The organism is Thalassovita litoralis (genome assembly GCF_900182725.1).
Taxonomy (GTDB): Bacteria; Pseudomonadota; Alphaproteobacteria; order Rhodobacterales; family Rhodobacteraceae; genus Thalassobius; species Thalassobius litoralis.
Genome location: NZ_FXTO01000041.1, coordinates 1 through 21880 on the forward strand (window position 1 = coordinate 1; position 21880 = coordinate 21880).

Consider the following 21880-nt stretch of genomic DNA (forward strand, 5'->3'; position numbering starts at 1 on the left):
ACGCAGCGCCCTGTGGATATATTGCAATTAAGGGTACAGAATCTGCCGAAAACGCTTCCAATCCGCAGAATCTGATTAATTAGGGTACAGTGACAGCAGGCCCGTGGTCCCCGAGGTATAGAGGATCGTCAGACCGGCCTCGGGGTCGTCAACCATGGTTCCGGTGCGCGGGTCCGGCTCGACCCCGGCAATGGCCGTTTCCAGGTCTGGCCCGACGGTTAGACAGGGTGTCGACGCGACGGCGCGGTAAGCTTCTGAAAGTTCCGGTTCGACAACCGCGAGAACCGGCTCGACCAGATCGATGCAGTGCCGCAGTTCATCGGGGGCAAGCCGCCAGTTCAGACAGGCGACGATCGCGCCGATTCCCGCTGCTGCAAGTTCGACCTCCAGGTATTCTGAGCGGTTATGCGACAGGATCGCGATCCTGTCTCCGGGCGCCACGCCTCGTGCCAGAAAGACAGCCGCCAGACGATCGACCCGCTCCAGCAGTTCTGCATAGGTCAGTTTCCTGCTGCCGTCCTCGATGGCGAGGGCGCGGGCGCAGTCATGTGCGCGGGTTCGAAAGATCGAATACAGATCAGCGCGCCCCGCGCGGATGACGCCGGTCAGCATAGTTTCCCCCTTGCCCGAGCCTCGGTTCAGAGATCCTGCGCCAGGCGCACGCCCTCATCAATGGCGCGCAGCGCATCCAGTTCGGCGGCCTCCTTTGCCCCGCCGATCATCGTAACCAGGACGCCGCGCGCTACAACCTCTTTGGCCAGGGCCCGTTCCGGTTCCTGACCGGTGCACAGCACAATTGTATCGGCTGCGATGACCGTCGGGTTTCCGTCCGCGACGATGTGCAGCCCCGCATCGTCGATATGTTCATAGGTCACCCCGCCCATTGCCTCGACCCCATGTTTGCGCAGCGCGTTGCGCAGGATCCACCCTGTCGAAACACCAAGCCCCGCGCCCGGTTTAGCGGTCTTGCGCTGCAGCATGACGACCTTGCGGCGCGACGGCTTCGGTGCCAGAGGGTCGCCCGCCAGGGCACCCGAGGAGACAAATTCGGGGTCCACTCCCCAGGTTTCGCAAAAGACGTCGGAATTCGCGGTCTCGGCGGGTTTGGTCACTAGGAACTCGGCCACATCATGACCGATGCCCCCCGCCCCCATCACCACGACACGGTCGCCCGCCTCGCGGTCACCGGACAGAATTTCGGCGTAGGTCGCGACGCTGGGATGGTCGATACCCGGCAGGTCGGGAATGCGCGGCGTGACCCCGGTGGCGATGACCACATGGTCAAATCCCTCAAGATCGCTCGCCTCTGCCCGCTGTCCCAGACGCTGCGTGACCCCGTGTTTCTGCATCTGACCGGCATAATACCGCAGGGTTTCGTCGAATTCGTCCTTGCCTGGTGCGGCGCGGGCCAGATTCAGCTGACCGCCCAATTTGTCCTGCGCTTCGAACAGGGTGACATCGTGGCCCAGCCGTGCCGCCTCGGCGGCTGTGGCCATGCCCGCGGCACCACCGCCAACGACGGCCACTTTCTTTGGCGTGTCGGTTGGCGTATCCCGGAATTCCGTTTCACGCCCGGCCCTTGGATTGACCAGACATCCGACCGGCCGGTCCGAAAAAATGAAATCCAGGCAGGCCTGGTTGCAGGCAATGCAGGTGTTGATCTCGTCTGCGCGGCCCTCGCGCGTCTTTTTCACGAAATGCGGATCGGCCAGAAACGGGCGCGCCATCGAGATCATGTCCGCATCGCCAGAGGCAAGTATGTCTTCTGCAAGCTGGGGTGTGTTGATCCGGTTCGAGGCGACTACCGGGATCGACACCGCCGCTTTGACGTTGGCTGCCGCCTTGCGCCAGGCACCGCGCGGCACCGGGTAGGCGATCGTCGGCACGCGGGCCTCATGCCAGCCGATGCCGGTGTTCAGGATATCCGCACCCGCAGCCTCGATCTTGCGGGCCAGTGCGGCAATTTCATCGGCGGGCGCGCCGCCCTCGACCAGATCGGCCGCCGAAATCCGGTAGATGACCAGAAAGTCGGGGCCGCAACGTTCGCGCACCGCGCGCACGATATCGACCGGGAATCGGTGGCGGTTCGCGGCGCTGCCGCCCCAGTCGTCTTGGCGCTTGTTGGTGTGGGTGACGGTGAATTCGTTGATCAGGTATCCCTCGGACCCCATGATCTCGACGCCATCAAAGCCTGCGGCCAGCGCATTGGCGGCCGCCACGGCAAAATCCTCGATGGTACGGAGAATGTCGGCTTCGGTCATTTCACGCGGGATGAAACGGTTGATCGGGGCGCGGATCGGCGACGGGGCCACACACCCTTCGATCTTGGCATAGCGCCCGGCGTGGAGGAGTTGCGCGCAGATCAGGCTGCCTTCGGCCTGCACCGCCTCGCAGATCGGGCGCAGGTCAAGCGCTTCTTCCGGGTCATCGATTCTCGGACCTTCTGGATCGAATATGCCCTCGGCATTGGGCGAAAACCCGCCGGTGACCAGAATCGCCGCCTCCCCCCGCGCCCGCTCAGAGTAAAAAGCGATCTGTTTAGCTATGCCGTCAGGCTCGGTTTCCAACCGCGTGTGCATCGACCCCATGATGACACGATTTCGCAATGTATGCTGGCCTGCGCGGATGGGCGAGAGCATGGTTTCAAAGCTTCCATCTGGTCTATTTTTCACTTTGGTTCTCCTCCTCAAAACTGCACTTGATATACATTCTAACATTTGTTAGATTTTTGGAAAGAAGATTTTCGCTCACGAGGAGGAGCACCGATGCAATTCCAGCCTACAGACGATCAGAAGGCGTTTCGCGAGACCGCAAAGCGCTTCGCAACTGAAAGGCTTTCGCCCACATATCAAGAACGCGCCAGCGGCCATACATTCGACCGTGCGCTGATCAAGGAGATGGGCGCACTGGGGCTGATCGGGGCCGATCTGCCCGAGGAATTCGGGGGTCTCGGCGAAAGCTCTGTCACGTCAGGGCTGATCGTCGAAGAGATCGCCTATGCCGATTTCAACGCAAGTTACGTGCAGCTTCTGGGCTCTCTCATGGGCGGAATGGTTGCCAAACATGCCTCCAAGGACATCGCGTCGGAATGGGTGCCCAAGGTTGTTTCGGGTGATGCGGTCATTGGCCTGGGCCTGACAGAGCCGCGCGGCGGTTCGGATGCGGCGAACCTGATTCTGAGGGCCGAGAAATCCGGCAACGGCTGGCGGCTGAACGGTGAAAAGACATCCATGAGTTTTGCCAGTCAGGCGGATGCGGCGGTCGTCTTTGCCCGTACCGGCGATCCTGACGGCGGCTCACGCGGGGTCAGCGCCTTTTTCGTCGATCTGAACCAGGAAGGCATCAAGCGCACCCATTTTGACGACATCGGCACCAAGCCTGTCGGGCGCGGCTCGGTTTTCTTTGACGATGTTTTCGTGCCGGCTGAAAACATGATGGCGGAACAGGACCGTGCCTTTGGCACGATCATGGCGGGCTTCGACTATTCCCGCGCACTGATCGGGCTGGAGTGCCTGGGGGCCGCGCAAGCGTCGGTGGATGAAACCTGGGCCTACGTTCAGGAGCGCGAGGCATTCGGAGCCCCGATCGTGCAGTATCAGGGTGTCAGCTTTCCCTTGGCCGAGGCCGAGACCCAACTGACCATGATGCGCCAGCTTTGCTATTACACGCTGGACCTGCGCGACCGTGGCCTGCCCCACACCTCTCAGGCCGCCATGTGCAAATGGTACCTGCCCAAAACCGCCTGCGAGATCCTGCACCAGTGCCTGATCCTGCACGGACATTACGGCTACACCACCGACCTGCCCCACCACCAGCGCTACAACGATGTGCTCGGCTTGCAGATCGGTGACGGCACCGCGCAGATCCAGAAGCTGGTGATCGCCCGCGAGAAGGTCGGTCGCATGGCGCTGCAGTATGACAAGAAGGCGAAGGGAGCCTCGAAATGAGCGACCCCATCCTCGTCACTTCCGAGGGCAACACCGGCATCATCGAACTGGCCCGCCCCGAGAAATTCAATTGCCTGTCACTTGAGGTGCATGAGCGTATTTCTGTCGCGCGTGCGGAATTCGAGGCGAACCCCGCTATTCGGGCGATCCTCATCCGGGCGCAGGGCAAGCACTTTTGCACCGGTGCCGATCTGGTGGAAGTGAAAGGTAAATTGAACGATCCCGCCGCGCTGGACCATTTCATCGCCTTTGGCATGAAAAACCTGCGTGCGCTCGAAACCTCCTCCCTCCCTGTCGTAGTCGCAGTGCAGGGGTTGTGTCTGGCCGGCGGGATCGAACTGATGCTGGCCTGCGACGTGTGCTTTGCGGCCGAAAGCGCCCAGTTTGGCGATCAGCATGCGCAATTCGGGCTGATTCCCGGTTGGGGTGGCTCGCAGCGGCTGACGCGGTTGATGGGGCAGCGCCGGGCGCTCGACCTGATGTTCTCGGCCCGCTGGCTCAAGTCGGACGAGGCCAAAGAGGCCGGCCTGGTCAACTACATCGTGCCGGATGCGGACCTGCACAAGATCTCGCTGGAATACTGCCAGAAGATCGCCACCCGCTCGCGTCCCGGCATCGCCGAGATGAAGCGGTTGGCGCGCGAAGGTGCGGACCTTGGTATCGACCAGCAGATGCGGCTTGAGCGCGATGCCGCGGTGCGTGCACTGCCCAGCGATGACGTGGCCGAGGGCCTCGACGCATTCGAGAACCGGCGCGCCCCCGAATTCAAGGCCTGAGGACGAAACATGGATTTCATTTTGAACGACGAACAACGCCAGATTTACGAGTATGGCGGCCAGCTGGCGCAGAAATACGACAATGCGTATTGGCTGGACCACGCGCGCAGGCATGAGTTCCCGCACGAGATGTTCAAGCAGATTGCCGATGACGGTTTCCTGGGCATCATGGTGCCCGAGGAATTCGGCGGCGCGGGCCTTGGTATGACTGAAATGGCCCTGTTCATGGAGGGCACCGCCAATCACGGCATTCCGCTTTTGATGATGGTGGTCGGGCCGACCATGTCGCTGGCCCATATCGCCAGCCACGGGAGCGAGTTCCACAAGAAAGAACTGCTGCCGGCCGCCTGCCGCGGTGATATCCAGTTCTGTTTCGCGATCACCGAACCGGGGGCCGGGTCGAACACGATGAAGGCCACTACGCTGGCCAAGCGTCGAGGCAACCGGTTCAGCCTGTCGGGCGAAAAGACCTTCATCACCGGGGCCGAAGTGGCCGACTACTGCCTCGTGGTGGCGCGGACCAAACCGCATACCGAGGTCAGCCGCAAGACCGACGGCTTTACCCTGTTCGCCGTGGATCTGAAGAAAAAAGGCGTCCACAAGCAGCGGGTGAAGATCTCGATCCCCCTGCCCGAGGAGCAGTGGACACTGTTCTTCGACGATGTGGATCTCGGCCCCGAGGATGTGGTCGGCGAGGTGGACGAAGGGTTCTCGATCCTGTTCGACAGCCTCAACCCCGAGCGTATTATCCTGGCCGCCTTGTGCTGCGGCATCGGCCGGTTCGCCCTGAACAAGGGCGTGGCCTATGCCTCCGAGCGCAATGTGTTCGGCCAACCCATCGGTGCGCACCAGGGCGTGCAGCATCCGATGGCCAAGGCGCATACGGCAGTCGAAATGGCCAGTCTGATGACCCGGCGCGCGGCATGGGAGTTCGACAACAAGCTGCCTGCCGGTGCGTCGTCGAACATGGCGAAATATGCCGCCGCCGAAGCCGGGATCGAAGCGGTCGACGCGGCGCTTCAGGCGCATGGTGGATCGGGCTTTACCGAAGATACGGGACTTTACGAAATGTACCCGCTGGTCCGCCTGCTGCGCACAGCGCCGGTGAACCGCGAACTGTGCCTGAGCTTTATCGGCGAAAAGGTCATGGGCCTGCCACGATCCTATTGATCGCCACGGCTAGGAACGGAGAACGACATGCAATTTGGAATGCGCTTCCGGCGGGAAGATGCCGCCGACAAGGTAAATGATCGCTTCTGGCACGCGATCGAGGGCACGCCGCTCGACGAGGTGCGCCGTATTCAGGAAGAGCGACTGCGCGATCAGATGGCCTATCTCAAGGCAAACTCGACTTTCTATCAGGAGAAGTTCGCGAAAGCCGGTGTGGAATTCGACGATATCCGCACCATCGAAGACCTGCAGAAACTGCCCTATACCTACAAGACCGAGATCCGCGAAAGCCTGGCCGCCGATCCGCCGTTCGGCAAACACCGCGCCGCGCCCATGTACGAGATCATCCAAATGCAGGCATCGTCGGGCACGACCGGCAGCCCCTCATATGTGGCCCTGACCGAATCCGACGCCGAAATGTGGCACGAGATGACGGCACGCTGTTTCTTTGCCAATGGCGTGCGGCCGGGCGACATGGTGCTGCACGCGTTTTCGCTCGCCAAGGGCTTTGTCGGCGGCATCCCCGTGATGCAGGGATTGCAGTACATGGGCACGATCGATGTCCCGGTGGGCGCCGATGGCGGTGCGGAACGGCTGCTGCGCGCCTGCGCCGACACCCGCACGCGTTGCGTGGTCGGCGCCCCGAACTTTGTGCTGCACCTGGCCGAAAAGGCTCCCGAGGTACTTGGCTGCAAGGCCAGCGAACTGGGTATCGAGCGCGTGATCGTCGGCGGCGAACCCGGCGGCGGCATTCCCGCAATTCGGGCAAAGATCGAAAAGGCCTGGGGTGCGAAATGCACCGAGATGCTGGGCGGCACCGATCTGGGCGTGACATACTGGGCCGAGTGCGACGCCCAGTCGGGTATGCACATGGTCAACATGGATTATGTCCTGACCGAGCTGCTCGACCCGGAGAGCGGCAGGATCATTCCCTGGAAAAAAGGCGCAGAAGGCGAGATGGTCTATACCGCGCTCGGCCGCCAGGCGAGCCCGCTCGTGCGGTTCCGGTCAGGCGATTATATCGAAGTGATCGATACCGAATGCTCCTGCGGCCGCACCGGACCGAAGATCCGCTGCACCGGCCGCACCGACGACATGCTGATCGTGCGCGGGGCCAATGTCTTCCCGTCGGCGATCAACAGCATCGTTACCGAAATGGTGCCGGACACCAACGGCGTCATGCGCATCGTGGCCGATTTCGAGGGCCATACCACGCAGGGCGCGCTGACGGTGATTGTCGAACGGGGCCCCGATCGCGATCCGGCCGATGACGTCACCCTCAAAAAGAAAATTGAGCAGCGGCTTCGCGACTCCTTGGTCTTCAAGGCCGACGTTCACCTGGTTGCGGCCGACACTTTCGAAAAACCTGGCGCCGCTAAGGTCGCCTTCGTTCTCAGGAAATATCCAGACCTGCCATGACTAGAATGAAATCCCTTCTCGACAGCGGGTCGGACGACTTCCGCGCCAACGACGTGTCTTACCGCGAAAAGGTCGATGAACTACATGCCCTCCGGCTCTTACAGCGCGTCGGCGGCCCCGAAATGGCGCGCAAACGTCATGTGGACAAAGGCAAAATCCTGCCGCGCGAACGGATCGAACGGCTGATCGACCCGGGCACACCATTTCTGGAACTCGGCGAGTTGGCCGGACTGAATATGCACAAGGGAGTTCCACCCGGCGCCGGCATCATTACCGGTATTGGCGTGATCGAAGGCCGTCAGTGCATGATCATCGCCAATGATGCCACCGTAAAGGGCGGCACCTATTTCGGGATCACCTGCCGCAAACACGTCCGGGCACAGAAAATTGCCTGGAAAAACCGCCTGCCCGTCATCACCCTCGTGGACTCCGGCGGTGCCTTCCTGCCCGACCAGGCCAACCTTTTCCCCGACGAAGGCCAGTTCGGCTCCATCTTTCACCAACAGATCGGCATGTCTGGCGATGGTGTGCCGCAAATCGCCGTGGTCATGGGGCCCTGCACCGCGGGTGGTGCCTATATCCCCGCGCTCTGTGACGAAGTGGTGATCGTGCGCGGTCAGGGCTTTATGTATCTGGGCGGACCGGAATTGACCTTTGCCGCAACCGGCGAAAAGGTCGAAGCCGAAGAACTGGGTGGCGGCAAGATGCATTCGTCCGTTTCCGGTGTGACCGACCATTTGGCCGAAGATGACGCCCACGCTCTGGCCATCACGCGCGAAATTGTCAGCCATCTTGGCGAAAAACCCCAACCCCGCAAGACGCCCGAAACGCCCCGTGCGCCCGCCTACCCGGTCGAAGAGATTTATGGGCTCATCAGCCGCGACCCCAAGGTGCCGACCGACAACCGCGAAATCGTGGCTCGGTTGGTCGATGAGAGCGATTTTCACGAATTCAAGCCGCTTTATGGCGACACGATCATGACCGGCTGGGGGCGCATCCACGGCCACGAGGTCGGGATCATCGCCAATACAGGCGTGCTTTTCGTCGAAGCCGCGCTGAAGGCGACGCATTTCATCAATCTCTGCGTCCAGCGTGATATTCCGCTGCTGTTCCTGGCCGATGTGAACGGCTTCATGGTGGGCCGCGAGGTCGAGCAGATGGGCATTGCCAAGGCTGGCGCCAAGATGATCACGGCCATGTCTTCGGCCCGGGTGCCGAAATTCACAATCATCACCGGTGGCTCTTACGGGGCCGGATACCTGGCGATGCTGGGCCGCCCGTTCCAGCCGGACGCAATGTTCGCCTGGCCGACGGGACGGTCGGCAATCATGGGGCCGGAACAGGCCGCCAGCGTGCTGGCTCAGGTCCGCGCGCAGATCAACGAACGCGAAGGCAAAAGCTGGACCCCCGAGGAGGAGGAAGCCTTCAAGGCACCGATCCGCAAGGAATACGAAGATTTTCAGGGAGCCTATAATTTTGCTTCCAACCTTTGGATCGACAGCGTGATCGAGCCCTGTGAGACCCGTGACGTCATGGCGCTGATGCTGGATGTGACATCGCGCAGACCCAAGGTCGATACCAACTTCGGCGTGTTCAGGATGTGAGGAGCGAACCGTGAAAATCAAAACGCTTCTGATCGCCAACCGCGGCGAAATTGCCTGCCGGATCGCGCGCACCGCGCGGGCCAGCGGTATCACCCCTGTCGGCGTGCATTCGCAGGCCGATGCCAATGCCCTGCATGTCCGCGAGATCGGCAAATCTGTCTGTATCGGTGCCGGGCCTGCATCCGAGAGCTATCTGAAAATCGACGCGGTGATTGCCGCTGCGCAATCAGTGGGCGCGGATGCGATCCATCCCGGTTATGGCTTTCTGGCCGAAAACCCCGATTTTGCTCGTTCGGTCGAAGCCGCCGGCATGATCTTCATGGGGCCGACGCCGGAAACGCTTGAACGTTTCGGCGACAAGGCCAGCGCCAAAGAGGCCGCCGTGGCGGCCAGCGTCCCGGTGATTTCGGGCGCCGAAGGTGCGCGGTCCGATCCCGAGCAGATTGCCGAGGAGGTGCGCCAAATGGGCCTGCCGGTGCTGCTCAAGGCGGTCGGCGGCGGTGGTGGGCGCGGACAACGGCTCGTCACTGACGAGACCACGCTGGTCGAGGACATCGAAGGCGCGCTGCGCGAAGCAAAATCCACCTTCGGCTCCGAAGGGCTGCTGTTGGAGCGTTTCCTGCCCGAGGCGCGCCATGTTGAAGTGCAGATCGCAGGTGACGGCAAGGGCCATGTGGTGCATCTGTTCGAACGCGATTGCACGCTTCAGCGCCGCCACCAGAAGGTCATCGAGGAAGCCCCGGCCTGGGGTCTGCCCCGAACGCTTCTGGACGACATCGCACGCGACGCGGTGCGCTTGGGCGAAACGCTGGACTATCGCGGGCTGGGCACGGTCGAATTTCTGGTCGCGGGTGGCGAGTATTTCTTCCTTGAGGTGAACCCGCGCATTCAGGTGGAACATCCCGTCACCGAAGCGATCACCGGGCTGGACCTTGTCGCGCTTCACCTGCGGATTGCCGAAGGCGCGGGCCTTGGACTGGTGCAGGACGATCTGACGATCAACGGCCACGCGGTCGAGGCGCGGCTTTACGCCGAAGATCCGGCGATGCAATTCGCCCCGTCGACGGGCACGCTCTCCACGCTCAGCCTGCCATCGGGCCTGCGCATCGACAGCGGCGTCGAAGAAGGCGATGCCGTCACGCCCTACTACGACCCGATGATCGCCAAGCTGATCGTGCACGCGCCCGACCGGGAAACCGCATTGGCACGTCTGGCCACGGCGCTTGATCATGTCGCGGTCGAAGGTGTCGAGACCAATCGCGCCTTTCTAACGGCGCTGGCGCGAAACCATGAATTCGAACGGATGCAGGTGCATACCCGCTGGATCGACGGCAGGCTGGATGAGCTGACACAGGCACCCGGCCTGACCCGCCCAGATCTGTGGAAGGCGACCGCTGCCATTCTCTTCGTGACCCAGTCGCGCAGCGACACAGACGCCAATCCCTGGACCAACCGTGATGCCTTTACCGGCTGGCGGCTTGGACTGGGCGGCGATGCGATTGAAGCGGGGCAGCGCGTGACGCTTACCGATTCTGACGAGGTATCCGAAGAACTGCGCGTCAGTCCAGTCAAACCGGGTGCCAAGTACACCATCCATTCGGAGAAAGGCGAGGCGCTGATACTGTCGGCACGTGAACTGACCCCGGGCCGTTGGCGTGTCGGCGAAGGCGACACCGTCCATCTGATCGACGCGCGCCTGCACGCGGGCGTGATCGAACTGGATACGCCCGAAGGCCGCCTGGTCTTTCGGCCCGCCGCGCCCCTTGCCTTTGCCGGCGGCGATGCCGCGGCGGATCGCGCCGTGACCTCTCCGCTGACCGGCATGATTGTCGAAATCAAGGTCTCCGATGGTCAGAGCGTGGCCGAAGGCGACGTGGTCGCGGTCATGGAATCCATGAAACTCGAAATCTCGATCCGGGCGGCCGCGGCCGGGATCGCCAGCAATATATCCGTCTCGAATGGGGACATGGTCGATCGCGGCCAGGTCATCGCCGAGATCCTGCCATCCGAGGAGTGATGAAATGAGCGACTTTCCCAAATTCGTAGAATTTCGTGAAGAAGGCCCGCGTGAGGGTTTTCAGATCGAAAAGAAGATTTACCCGATCGAAGAGCGGATCGAACTGATCGACATGCTCAGCGAAACCGGCTTGAAACGCATTCAGGTCGGCAGCTTTGTCAGCCCGAAATACGTTCCTCAGATGGCGGACACCGGCGAGTTGTTCCAGCGTATCAAGCGCAAACCGGGCGTGAACTACACATCGCTGTGGCTGAACGACAAAGGGTTTCGCAAGGCCCTGACCGCGCATGAGGTCGATATCGACCCGCGTCTGCTGTTCTATCCTTCCGAAGCATTCGCCCAATCGAACAACAATTGTTCCTCGGCCGAGATGCGGGAAAAACAACGTGACTGGGTCCGTCTTTACAAGGAAGAGGGATATACCGTCGACGCGGCCTATGTGATGACCGCTTTCGGCTGCAACCTCGAGGGCCCCATCCCCCAAGAACGCATCTTGGACGATTTCCGCTTTATCCTTCAGCTATGCGAAGAAGAGAACATCCCCGTGCCGATCCTCGTGGTCGCCGACACCATGGGTTGGGGAAACCCCGAGGCGGTCAAACGGATGATCGGCGCCCTGCGCGAATTGGCGCCCGAGGCGCGCATCGGTATGCACATCCATGACACACGTGGGCTGGGGATCGCCAACGTTTATGCGGCCCTGTCGATGGGCGTGGACATGTTCGAAAGCTCCGTCGCCGGTCTTGGCGGCTGTCCTTTCGCGGGCCACGGCCACGCGCGCGCCGCAGGAAATGTCTGCACCGAGGATGCAGTGTTCCTGTGTCACGAGCTCGGCATCGAAACCGGCATTGATCTGGACAAGCTGATCGCAGCGGCGGTCAAAGCAGAAGAGATCATCGGTGTGCCGCTCATGGGCCGGGTCATGCACACCGGCGGGTTGGACAAATACCGCAAGTCACTCTGAGGGAGCAAGAAGATGACAAAAGCACTTGACGGAAAGGTCGTTCTGGTCACCGGGGCCGGCGGTGGGATCGGGCGTGATATCGCCTTGATGGCAGCTACCGAAGGCGCCGCCGTGGTGGTCAATGATCTGGGCGCATCCCTGAAAGGCACCGGTCAGACAGAAACTGCGGCGCAGAAAGTCGTCGAAGAGATCAGGGCCGCTGGGGGCGATGCCATTGCCGATGGCGGCTCTGTCACCGATCCCGATGCCGCGCGCGCGATGATCGAAGCCGGGGTCAAGGAATTCGGTCGCATCGACGCGGTGGTAAACAACGCCGGCATTCTGCGCGACGGTTACTTCCACAAGATGACCTATGAGGATTTCGACGCGGTGGTGAAGGTCCATCTTTATGGTGCCTTCAATACCAGCCGCGCGGCCGCCGACTATTTCCGCGAACAGGAAAGCGGCGCGCTCGTGCACATGACCTCGACCTCGGGGCTGATCGGCAATTTTGCCCAGGCGAACTACTCTGCCGCGAAGCTGGGCATCGCGGCCTTCTCAAAATCTGTTGCGCTTGATCTCAAGCGCTGGAACGTGCGGTCAAACTGCATCGCGCCCTTCGCCTGGAGCCGGATGATCTCGTCGATCAAGACAGACACCCCGGAACAGGTGGCACGGGTCGAAAAGATCAAGGAGATGACACCGGCCAAGGTTGCACCGATGGCCTGTTTCCTGATGAGCGACCGCGCGGCTGACGTGTCAGGACAGATCTTTGCGGTTCGCAAGAACGAGATCTTCCTGTTCAACCAGCCCCGCCCGGTGCGGTCGGTTCATTCCGGTGATGGCTGGACCGCCGATGAAATCGCCGATCGCGCCATTCCCGCGCTCAAATCGCAGTTCACGCCGCTCGAAGTTTCGGCGGATGTCTTTTCATGGGATCCGGTCTAATGGGAAAACGCAAAGAAAAAATCAGCTCCAGCATTGCCTGGAGCACCCCTGACAAGATCAGCGTGCGTGGCCTCGACCTGCCCAACGAGATCCTGGGCCACATGAACCTCGGCGATCTGGCGTTCCTGCAACTGACGGGCCGCAAGGCCACACCCGAGGAAAGCCGGGTGTTCAACGCCATCGTCATTACCCTGGTCGAACATGGTATCACGCCCTCGGCCCTGGCGGCGCGGATGACCTATATGGGGGCGCCGGAATCGCTTCAGGCGGCTGTGGCGGCTGGCTTGTGTGGGCTGGGCACCGTCTTTGTCGGTTCTATGGAAGGTGCCTCGAAAATGCTTTACGAGGCACTGCCACAGGACAAGTTGGGCACCGGTGTCGATCTGGATGCGCTGGCCGTCGAGACGGTAGAAAAATTCCGCGCCCGCAAGATGATCGTGCCGGGGCTCGGACATCCGGTGCACAAACCGGTCGATCCGCGCACCCCGCGCCTGTTCCAGATCGCTGCCGAGAACGGCAAGTCCGGTGAATACATCGAGTTGATCCAGAAAATTCAGGCCGTTGCCGAAGAAAAATCGGGTAAGATGCTGCCGATTAACGCCACTGGTGCGATCGGAGCGATCTGCTGTGAATTCGGCTTTCCCTGGAAGATCGTGCGGGGCTTTGGCGTCATGGCGCGCGCCATCGGCCTGGTCGGTCATATCCTCGAAGAGAGCGAAAACCCGATCTCCTATGAATTGTGGCAGCGCGCCGAAGAGGAAATCCTCGAAACCTCCGGCCCGGGAGCGGCTTGAACGATGCAGACGTCAGCCCCAGACACTCACACCGATCTGCGCGATGCCTTGCGCGCACTTTGCGCGCAGTTTCCGCCAGAGTATCATCGCAAGTTCGGCGAAGACGAAACCTACCCCGAGGAATTCGTCGATGCGCTGACCCGCGAGGGCTGGCTTGCCGCGATGATCCCAGAGGAATACGGTGGCTCGGGTCTGGGGTTGACCGAAGCCTCGATCATCATGGAGGAGGTGAACCGCTGCGGCGGAAACGCGGGCCATTGCCACGGGCAGATGTATAACATGGGCACGCTGCTGCGGCATGGTTCGGATGAGCAAAAGCAGACATACCTGCCCGGTATTGCCAGCGGCGCGTTGCGCCTGCAATCCATGGCCGTGACCGAACCGACAACCGGGACCGACACCACCAAACTGAAGACCATCGCAGTCAAGAAGGGTGACCGGTATGAGATCAATGGCCAGAAGGTCTGGATCAGCCGTATCCAGCATTCTGACCTGATGATCTTGCTGGCCCGCACTACGCCGCTGAGCGAGGTCAAGAAAAAGTCGCAGGGCCTGTCGATCTTTATGGTCGATCTGAAAGAGGCAATCGGCAACGGGATGGAGGTCCGCCCCATCGCCAACATGCCCGGCCACGAAACCAATGAAGTGTTTTTCGACAACCTGGAAATCCCCGCCGAGAACCTGATCGGCACCGAGGGGCGCGGGTTTTACCATATTCTTGACGGGCTGAACGCCGAACGGACCCTGATTGCGGCGGAATGCATCGGTGATGGATACTGGTTCGTTGACAAGGCCCGCGCCTATGCCGGCGACCGCGTGGTCTTTGACCGTCCCATCGGCCAGAACCAAGGTGTGCAATTCCCTATCGCCAGGTCCTATGTGAACATCGAGGCCGCCAATCTGATGCGCTTTGAAGCCTGCAGGCGGTTCGATGCCGGACTGGATTGTGGTGCACAGGCGAACATGGCCAAGCTGCTGGCTTCGGAAGCCAGCTGGGAAGCGGCCAATGCCTGCATCCAGACCCACGGCGGCTTCGGTTTCGCACGGGAGTACGATGTTGAGCGCAAGTTTCGCGAGGCGCGCCTCTATCAGGTCGCCCCGATCTCGACCAACCTGATCCTCTCCTATGTCGGCGAACATATCCTCGGCATGCCCCGATCCTTCTGAGGCCAGAAACATGGGTGAGATCGACCTTGACGCGCTGGCGCCCTGGCTGGGACGCACCGAGACCAAGGAAGATGTTCTGACGCAGGGGCTGATCGACAAATTCCGCGCCACGCTCGGTCCGCATCTTTGGGACGAAGCCGGCGATGTCCCGCTGGGGGTTCATTGGTGCCTTGCCCTTGATACCGTGCCAGCTGCCGCCCTGTCAGAAGACGGCCACGCCGCGAGGGGTGGATTTCTGCCCCCTGTTCTGCTGCCCGCCCGCATGTGGGCTGGCGGCGATGTTACGCATATCGCGCCGCTGAAAATCGGCGAAACCATCACCCGACGCTCTTCGATCAGGAATATTGTGGCCAAGCAGGGCCGTAGTGGACCATTGGTCTTTGTGACCGTCGAACATGAGTATCTGAGTGGCAACCGGCTTTGTATCCGGGAGCAGCAAACGATCGTTTATCGTGAGATTTCCACCCCCCGCACGGGCGAGAGCGCAGCTGACGCGGGTGACCCCAACACGCTTAGATCGACGCTGACACCGGATCCTGTTCTTCTGTTTCGCTATTCGGCGCTGACGTTCAATGCCCATCGCATTCACTATGATTACGTCTACGCCACCGAAACCGAAGCCTATTCCGGACTTGTTGTGCATGGCCCATTGCAGGCCACGCTGCTTCTGAATCTGGCGGCGGGTGCGTTGAAAACATCGCCCCACCGGTTTTCGTTCCGTGGCCTCGCGCCACTCACCCTGCCCTGCGAATTGCAACTGCACAATGAAGGGACCGGCACCTCCGGGACAGTCTGGTGTCAGGATCAAAAAGGTCTTCGAAGCTTTTCCGCAGAGTACGCGGCCGTCTGATCGGTCTTCTTCGGTAGCGAATTCAGTTGTTGACCAATTTTTCTAACATCTGTTAGGCTTCGCGGAGAGACTTGGTAAATAAACCAGGCAAACCTCTGAATTTAGAGGTGGGAGGAGGAACAATGCGAGGAAAACTCGTAACCAACGAAAAACCGTGCGGTCAGGCTATGCGCGCCTCCATGAGGTGTGGGGCAAAAGCACGGGCCGCAACATGACCACGAATAACGGGCACGTATCCTCACCGCTTGCGGTGCGTGGTGCAACTTTGAAATTTGGCGGTGTGACCGCGCTCGACGATGTGAGCATTTCTGTGGCCGACGATGAATTGCTTGCAATTATCGGACCGAACGGAGCCGGAAAAACATCACTTCTAAACGTGACTGCGGGCTTCTACCGTCCGCAGAAGGGCCGTGTCGAATTGTCCGGGCAGGACGTGACCGGCCTGCGTGTTGACCAGATCGCCCGGCGCGGTCTGGCGCGGACGTTTCAGGGCACCCATCTTTTTGCCGGGCAGACGGTGGTGGAAAACATTATGATCGGCCGCCACATGCTGATGAAATCGAATGTAGTCCAGGCTTTTTTCCAGTTCGGTCCCGTGATGCGCGAGGAATCGGAACATCGTGAAGCCGCAGAGGAGATCATCGATTTTCTCGAGATCGAGGCAATCCGCAACCGGCCCGTGGGCACGTTGGGGTATGGGTTGCGCAAGCGTGTCGATCTGGGCCGTGCATTGGCGCAGGAACCGTCGATCCTGCTGATGGATGAACCGATGGCCGGCATGAACTCGGAGGAAAAAGAAGACCTGGCGCGCTTCATTCTCGATGTGCGCGAGGCGCGCAAGATTCCGGTAGTTCTGGTGGAGCACGACATGGGCGTCGTGATGGACCTTGCCGACCGGATCGTGGTGCTGGATTTCGGGCGGGTCATCGCTGAAGGCACCCCGGAAGAAATCCAGAAGGACCCGGCTGTCATAAAGGCATATCTGGGGTAGCGGCATGGTCAAACAACGGACAGCAATGGTCTTTTCGGACCCAGCAGTGACACATAGCGAAACCCTGCCGCAGGTTTTGCTCGCGCGAGCGACATCCACACCGACCAACCTCGCCGAACGGCACAAGCGCCTGGGCATCTGGCGTGAATTCACCTGGGCCGATGTTCTTGACAGGGTTCGCGCCCTGGCTCTCGGGTTGGAGAACCTGGGCTTGTCGGCTGGCGAATCCGTCATGATGATTGGCGAAAACGAACCCGAACATTTCTGGGCTGAATACGCCGTCCAGTCGTTAGGCGGCAAAGTCCTGTCTGTCTATCCGGATCAAAACGCTGAAGAGATTCTGTATCTGGCCGAAGACTCGCAAACGCGGATTTTTCTGGCACAGGATCAGGAGCAGGTCGATAAATGCATCGAGATTGCGGGCAAGTACTCGGGCGCCCTGGCGGTCGTTTACTGGGACGATTCCGGTCTGTGGGGCTATGATCATCCCCTGTTGCATTCGTTTGAAAGTGTGAGCGCGGCCGGGCGTCAGATCCACGCCAAGGAACCCGCCAGATTTGAAGAACACGTAAAACGTGGACGGGCGGACGATACCGCCTTGCTGTCCTATACCTCGGGTACCACGGGAAAACCCAAGGGCGTTGTCATCAGCCATCGCTACCTGTTCGACAATTGCTCGCGGGTGATGGGGGCAATCGAAATCGCGCCGGGCACCGAATACCTGACCTACATTTCGCCGGCCTGGGTCACGGAACAGATTTTCGGCCTGTCGATCGGTTTGATCGCGCCCATGGTCGTCAACTTCCCCGAAGGCCCTGAAGACGTACTGACCAACATTCGCGAACTGGCGGTCGACGCACTGGTGTTCAGCCCGCGCCAGTGGGAAAATCTCGCCTCCATCGTTCAGGCCCGGATGCTGGGGGCGGGTAAAATCCGCAATGCGATGTACAACTGGGGTATGAAGGTCGGCCACGACGTTTATGTGGAACGGCTGGAGGGGCGTAGCCCCAGCCTTGCCGCACGCCTGCAGCTTCCCTTTGCCGAAGCTCTGGTGCTGCATCACCTGCGCGACAATCTTGGCCTTGGTAAGGCCAAAAACGCAATGAGCGGCGGCGCCCTGATGGCACCTGACGTCTTTCGTATGTTCCACGCGATGGGGGTTAAGCTGCGCAACGTGTATGGCGCGACCGAAATCGGCCTTCTGACCGCGCATGTCGGCGAAAGCTATCAGCTGGAAACCAGCGGCAGCTGGATGCAAAGCAACACGAACTACGGCGAACCGCTGGAATACAGGGTCTCGGACGAAGGGGAGCTTCAGGTGCGTGGCGGATCGGGCTTCGGTGGCTATCACGGCAAGCCCGAAAAGACCGCAGAGGAATTGACCGAAGACGGTTGGTACAAGACCGGTGACGCGGTGTCGATGACCGACGACGGCGAGCTTTTGTTCTTTGACCGTGTCAAGGATATGCGCCGCCTGGCAAATGGGCACAGCTATCCGCCGCAATTCATCGAAACGCGGTTGCGGTATAGCCCCTTCATCAAGGATCTCATGACCTTGGGCGACGAAACCCGGAGCTTCGTCAGCGCGCTTATCAATATCGATATGGAAGTTCTCGGGCGTTGGGCGGAAGAGAACAAGATCAGCTTTTCGACCTACACCGATCTCTCGCAGAAACCCGAAGTTCTGGACCTTATCAAAGGCGAAGTGGCGCGCATCAATGCGCTCCTGCCCGAAGGCTCGCGCGTGGCACGTTTTGCGAATTTTCCCAAGGAACTCGACCCGGATGAAGGCGAGTTGACCCGCAGCCGAAAGCTTCGCCGGGCCTTTCTGGAGGAACGGTATGCCAAGCTCGTCGAGGCGATCTATGCTGGCGATGACGAGACAGATCTCGAAATCGCTGTGACCTATCAGGACGGCCGTCAAGGCGTTCTCAAGACCACGGTTCGCGTGTCGGATGTTGAAAACGCATCGAAGGCTGCCAAGCGGCAGTCCAAATCTTAAAGGAGGTCGGCGACAATGGTCTATTTCATCAATGACATCATTACCGGGGCTTTGATCGGCCTTCTGTATTCGCTGGTGGCCATGGGCTTTGTTGTGATTTACCGCGCCAGCAAGGTGTTCAACTTCGCGCAGGGCGAGCTTGTGATCATCGGCGGGTTCATCGTCTGGTTCACAACGATGCAAGCGGGGCTTAGCCTTTGGTTGTCGATACCCCTTTCGCTGGTTCTGGCCGGGCTGGTCGGGTACGCAATCGAACGGATTTTCCTGACAAAGCTGATCGGTGAATCGGTTTTCTCGATGGTCATGGTCACCGTCGGCCTTTTGATCCTGCTGCGCGGTTTGGTGCTGCTTGTGTTCGGTCCCGCGGTAAGACCCTTCCCGATCATTTTTCCGCTGAAACCCTTGTTCCTCGGCGATATGTTGATCCCGATGAACCTCCTGATAGGTGGGATCATCACCATTGTCGCGGCCGTCGGCCTGTCGTGGTTCTTCAACCGGACCCGGTCCGGCCTCCGTATGACCGCTGTGGCGGAGGACCACGTCGTAGCTTCCTCGATGGGCATTTCGGTGAAAGGCTCGATTGCCGTTGCCTGGGTTCTCGGGGCAATCCTGTCCACAATTGGTGCGATGATCTTTCTCAGCGGCAAATCGCTGACCTTCCTGGCCTCGGATATCGGGTTCGCGGCCCTGCCGGTGGCGCTCTTTGCCGGGCTGGAATCCATCGGCGGGCTTATCCTGGCAGGAATAATCATCGGCATCGCGCAGAGCTTGACCACCAACTACCTTGATCCGTTGATCGGTGGCTCGCTCGGCAGTGTCGTTCCATATATCATAATGCTTGCCATTCTGCTGATCCGGCCGACCGGCCTGTTCGGCTGGCGCACAATCGAACGGGTGTAATCCATGGATCCTTCTGGCGTATTCCCGACAAGCTATCGCAGTGACAGACGTTTGATCCGAACGCGCTGGCAGTTTCTGGCCCTCGTCGTATTCATGGCTCTACTGCTGTTGGCGCCTTACCTGGTGAGCAGCCGTATCATCGCTATCCTGAATATGATGATGATCAGCGCCGTCATCGCCGTCGGGCTTCAGATCTGCACCGGCTATGCGGGCCAGATCAACCTGGGTCAGGCGGCGTTCATGGGGGTCGGCGCCTATACGGCCTCGATACTGGCCTCGAAGACCGGCCTTACGTTTCTGCTGACCATTCCTCTGGCCGGGCTCTCGGCTGCGCTGTTCGGCTTTCTCTTTGGCTTGACCGCGGCGCGGATCAAGGGGTTCTATCTGGCACTGACCACGATTGCAGCTCAGTTCCTGTTCCACTTTGCCGTATTGAACCTGCCGTCAACCTGGCTGGGTGGATCGAACGGTATCACCGTGCCCCCGGCCGAGCTTTTCGGGCAGCGATTTGTCAGCGAATCTTCGCAGTTCTATCTGAATTTCGCCGTGACCGCGATCATGGTGGCGGGCGCGTTCGGGATCGTTCGGTCACGCTTCGGCCGTGCCTTCGTGGCGGTCAGGGATGATGACGTGGCCGCGGGTATAATGGGGATCAATGTCGCGGCCACAAAGGCAAATGCCTTCCTGATCGGCGCTTTCTATGCGGGCGTCGGCGGGGCGCTTTGGGCCTATCTGATCCGCTTCGTGGGGGTAGACCAGTTCACCCTGTTTCACTCGATCTTCTTCGTCGCGATGATCATCGTCGGCGGGATGGGTTCAATCGTGGGGGCCCTGATCGGCGTCTTCATTATCCGCATCATCCAGGAAATTATCGCGACGGTCGGCCCCAATATCGCCGACTCGGTATCATTCCTTGGCGGTGACATCGTGTTCGCTGGCATGAATGTCGTTCTTGGCGGCGTGATCGCATTGTTTATGATCCTCGAACCCAAGGGGCTGATGCACCGCTGGAACATCCTGAAGTCGTCATACCGTATCTGGCCGTTTCCTTACTGAGAAATAGAGCGGCTCTAAACCTGGGAGGAAGAATATGACTTACCAATCGAATCGAGGTCTTCGCGGCTTACTGGCAGCGGCTGCCTTGGCGGCCGCGGCGACCATGCCTTTGAAGGCGCAGGCCGAAGAGACCTATAATCTGGCCCTGCTGTCGGACTTTTCCGGCCCTTATGCTGACATCATGCCCATCCTGGCAGGCGGACGCGAAGCTGTGTTCACCTGGTGGAATGAAACCCGCGGCAAGGAACTTGGCGTCACGCTGAACTACAAAAACTACGAAACCCGCTATGACGCGGCACAGGTGGCAAGTCTCTGGCCCGGGATCAAATCGGAACTGGACCCGATTGCGGTTGTCGGCCTCGGCGGGCCTGACGTCGCGGCCCTTTCCGAACGCCTGCCGGAAGACAAAATCCCGATGTTCATGGCCACAGCGGCCTACGGTTTTGCCTGGCAACCGGATGCCTGGATTTTCAACCCACGTCCGACCTATTCGCACGAAAGTGTCGGCTTTCTAAACTGGATGCGTGAACAGCGCGGAGGAGACGAACCGCTCAAGGTTGCGATCCTCGCCTCCGAAGCATCGCCTGCCTATGTCGACATGGCAAAGGGCCTTGAACTCTATGCCGAAGAGCACCCCGAGGAGATCGACCTCGTCGAGGTCATCTATACCGAAGTTCAACCCACCGATCTGACGGGGCAAATGCGCCGCGTTGTACGAGCCGGGGCCGAGGCGCTGGTAATCCAAACGAACACCTCTATCGTGGTTGCCGCGAAACGTGGGCTGCAGGCCAACGGGGCGAACATCCCGATCATGATGAGTTCGCATAACGGGCTTCCAGCCTCGGGTGGCGCGCTTGGCGGGCTTGAGCAAATGGAGGGGGACTTTGAAGCCTACGGCATGGCGATTGCGGCCGATGAGGACACTCCCGCGCGACAATTCTACGAGACATTGGTTGCCGATTACGGACTCGAAGCACCTTGGAACGTCGTGACCGCAATGGGCGTATCTCAGGGTCTCTATACCGTGACCGTGATCGATCACGCGATCGAGGCGAACGGCGCCGAGGGCCTGACCGGAGAGATGGTACGTGAGGCGCTTTTTGCCAAACCGATCACCACCGAAGAAACCCATGGGTTCCTGCCGACCTTGTCCTTTACGCCAGAAGCACCGTTCCCATTGGAAGGCCTCAAAGTGAATGTGGGCACCGTCAAAGATGGGAAAATCACCATCGCGGCAACGGGTGTCGACGTTCCGCAAGTTGAGAAATGGTGAATTAATCCGGGCGCCGCAGTCGC

General features: G+C 60.3%; 18 protein-coding genes. 16 read left to right on the forward strand and 2 right to left on the reverse strand.

The window, feature by feature from the left end; genetic code table 11:
* Positions 1-75: 75 nt before the first annotated feature.
* Positions 76-612, reverse strand: a complete 537-nt coding sequence (locus tag FN828_RS18415) for an AMP-binding protein (protein WP_235891532.1) — start codon at positions 610-612, stop codon at positions 76-78.
* Positions 613-638: 26 nt separating this feature from the next.
* Complete coding sequence (locus FN828_RS18420; RefSeq protein ID WP_142494838.1) at positions 639-2639, reverse strand: NADPH-dependent 2,4-dienoyl-CoA reductase; 2001 nt, start codon at positions 2637-2639, stop codon at positions 639-641.
* A gap of 126 nt (positions 2640-2765) precedes the next feature.
* Here FN828_RS18420 and FN828_RS18425 point away from each other — a divergent pair, with 126 nt between their 5' ends.
* The 16 genes from FN828_RS18425 to FN828_RS18500 all read left to right on the forward strand — a co-directional run bounded on the left by FN828_RS18425 (position 2766) and on the right by FN828_RS18500 (position 21857).
* Entirely contained in the window at positions 2766-3947 is a 1182-nt protein-coding gene (locus FN828_RS18425; protein ID WP_028288573.1) for an acyl-CoA dehydrogenase family protein, read from the forward strand.
* Positions 3944-4723, forward strand: a complete 780-nt coding sequence (locus FN828_RS18430; RefSeq protein WP_028288574.1) for an enoyl-CoA hydratase/isomerase family protein — start codon at positions 3944-3946, stop codon at positions 4721-4723. Before FN828_RS18425 ends, FN828_RS18430 begins: the two co-directional genes overlap by 4 nt.
* 9 nt (positions 4724-4732) lie before the next feature.
* A complete protein-coding gene (locus FN828_RS18435) occupies positions 4733-5893 on the forward strand; it encodes an acyl-CoA dehydrogenase family protein (protein WP_028288575.1) in 1161 nt (386 codons plus the stop codon).
* Positions 5894-5920: 27 nt separating this feature from the next.
* Positions 5921-7312, forward strand: a complete 1392-nt coding sequence (locus FN828_RS18440; protein ID WP_028288576.1) for a phenylacetate--CoA ligase family protein — start codon at positions 5921-5923, stop codon at positions 7310-7312.
* The gene (locus FN828_RS18445; protein WP_028288577.1) at positions 7309-8916 is read left to right on the forward strand and encodes an acyl-CoA carboxylase subunit beta; all 1608 of its coding nucleotides are present in this window, start codon (positions 7309-7311) and stop codon (positions 8914-8916) included. The genes FN828_RS18440 and FN828_RS18445 overlap by 4 nt, the downstream gene beginning before the upstream one ends.
* A gap of 10 nt (positions 8917-8926) precedes the next feature.
* Positions 8927-10933, forward strand: a complete 2007-nt coding sequence (locus FN828_RS18450) for an acetyl/propionyl/methylcrotonyl-CoA carboxylase subunit alpha (RefSeq protein ID WP_142494836.1) — start codon at positions 8927-8929, stop codon at positions 10931-10933.
* A 4-nt stretch (positions 10934-10937) separates the two neighbouring features.
* Complete coding sequence (locus FN828_RS18455; protein WP_028288579.1) at positions 10938-11897, forward strand: hydroxymethylglutaryl-CoA lyase; 960 nt, start codon at positions 10938-10940, stop codon at positions 11895-11897.
* 12 nt (positions 11898-11909) lie between these two features.
* Positions 11910-12824 (forward strand): SDR family NAD(P)-dependent oxidoreductase, encoded by a 915-nt coding sequence (locus tag FN828_RS18460; RefSeq protein WP_028288580.1) that lies wholly within the window; start codon positions 11910-11912, stop codon positions 12822-12824.
* Entirely contained in the window at positions 12824-13618 is a 795-nt protein-coding gene (locus FN828_RS18465; RefSeq protein WP_100160969.1) for a citryl-CoA lyase, read from the forward strand. Before FN828_RS18460 ends, FN828_RS18465 begins: the two co-directional genes overlap by 1 nt.
* A 3-nt stretch (positions 13619-13621) precedes the next feature.
* Positions 13622-14785 (forward strand): acyl-CoA dehydrogenase family protein, encoded by a 1164-nt coding sequence (locus FN828_RS18470; protein WP_028288582.1) that lies wholly within the window; start codon positions 13622-13624, stop codon positions 14783-14785.
* 10 nt (positions 14786-14795) lie between these two features.
* Entirely contained in the window at positions 14796-15635 is an 840-nt protein-coding gene (locus FN828_RS18475) for an FAS1-like dehydratase domain-containing protein (RefSeq protein ID WP_028288583.1), read from the forward strand.
* A gap of 211 nt (positions 15636-15846) precedes the next feature.
* A complete protein-coding gene (locus tag FN828_RS18480; RefSeq protein ID WP_028288584.1) occupies positions 15847-16626 on the forward strand; it encodes an ABC transporter ATP-binding protein in 780 nt (259 codons plus the stop codon).
* 46 nt (positions 16627-16672) lie between these two features.
* Positions 16673-18628, forward strand: coding sequence for an AMP-binding protein (locus FN828_RS18485; RefSeq protein WP_233145719.1), 1956 nt, complete (start codon positions 16673-16675; stop codon positions 18626-18628).
* A 15-nt stretch (positions 18629-18643) separates the two neighbouring features.
* On the forward strand, positions 18644-19528 hold the full coding sequence (locus FN828_RS18490) for a branched-chain amino acid ABC transporter permease (RefSeq protein WP_028288586.1): 885 nt from the start codon (positions 18644-18646) through the stop codon (positions 19526-19528).
* A 3-nt stretch (positions 19529-19531) separates the two neighbouring features.
* Positions 19532-20584: a branched-chain amino acid ABC transporter permease gene (locus FN828_RS18495; protein ID WP_028288587.1), complete on the forward strand. Its 1053-nt coding sequence runs from the start codon at positions 19532-19534 to the stop codon at positions 20582-20584.
* A 34-nt stretch (positions 20585-20618) separates the two neighbouring features.
* The gene (locus FN828_RS18500; protein ID WP_051630972.1) at positions 20619-21857 is read left to right on the forward strand and encodes an ABC transporter substrate-binding protein; all 1239 of its coding nucleotides are present in this window, start codon (positions 20619-20621) and stop codon (positions 21855-21857) included.
* Positions 21858-21880 lie beyond the last annotated feature (23 nt).

Coding starts and splice junctions, on each gene's coding strand:
- FN828_RS18475 (WP_028288583.1), top strand. CDS start 14,796: ATGGGTGAGATCGACCTTGACGCGCTGGCGCCCTGGCTGGGACGCACC.
- FN828_RS18490 (WP_028288586.1), top strand. CDS start 18,644: ATGGTCTATTTCATCAATGACATCATTACCGGGGCTTTGATCGGCCTT.
- FN828_RS18460 (WP_028288580.1), top strand. CDS start 11,910: ATGACAAAAGCACTTGACGGAAAGGTCGTTCTGGTCACCGGGGCCGGC.
- FN828_RS18435 (WP_028288575.1), top strand. CDS start 4,733: ATGGATTTCATTTTGAACGACGAACAACGCCAGATTTACGAGTATGGC.
- FN828_RS18420 (WP_142494838.1), bottom strand. CDS start 2,639: ATGCTCTCGCCCATCCGCGCAGGCCAGCATACATTGCGAAATCGTGTC.
- FN828_RS18470 (WP_028288582.1), top strand. CDS start 13,622: ATGCAGACGTCAGCCCCAGACACTCACACCGATCTGCGCGATGCCTTG.
- FN828_RS18495 (WP_028288587.1), top strand. CDS start 19,532: ATGGATCCTTCTGGCGTATTCCCGACAAGCTATCGCAGTGACAGACGT.
- FN828_RS18455 (WP_028288579.1), top strand. CDS start 10,938: ATGAGCGACTTTCCCAAATTCGTAGAATTTCGTGAAGAAGGCCCGCGT.
- FN828_RS18465 (WP_100160969.1), top strand. CDS start 12,824: ATGGGAAAACGCAAAGAAAAAATCAGCTCCAGCATTGCCTGGAGCACC.
- FN828_RS18445 (WP_028288577.1), top strand. CDS start 7,309: ATGACTAGAATGAAATCCCTTCTCGACAGCGGGTCGGACGACTTCCGC.
- FN828_RS18440 (WP_028288576.1), top strand. CDS start 5,921: ATGCAATTTGGAATGCGCTTCCGGCGGGAAGATGCCGCCGACAAGGTA.
- FN828_RS18500 (WP_051630972.1), top strand. CDS start 20,619: ATGACTTACCAATCGAATCGAGGTCTTCGCGGCTTACTGGCAGCGGCT.
- FN828_RS18480 (WP_028288584.1), top strand. CDS start 15,847: ATGACCACGAATAACGGGCACGTATCCTCACCGCTTGCGGTGCGTGGT.
- FN828_RS18425 (WP_028288573.1), top strand. CDS start 2,766: ATGCAATTCCAGCCTACAGACGATCAGAAGGCGTTTCGCGAGACCGCA.
- FN828_RS18430 (WP_028288574.1), top strand. CDS start 3,944: ATGAGCGACCCCATCCTCGTCACTTCCGAGGGCAACACCGGCATCATC.
- FN828_RS18415 (WP_235891532.1), bottom strand. CDS start 612: ATGCTGACCGGCGTCATCCGCGCGGGGCGCGCTGATCTGTATTCGATC.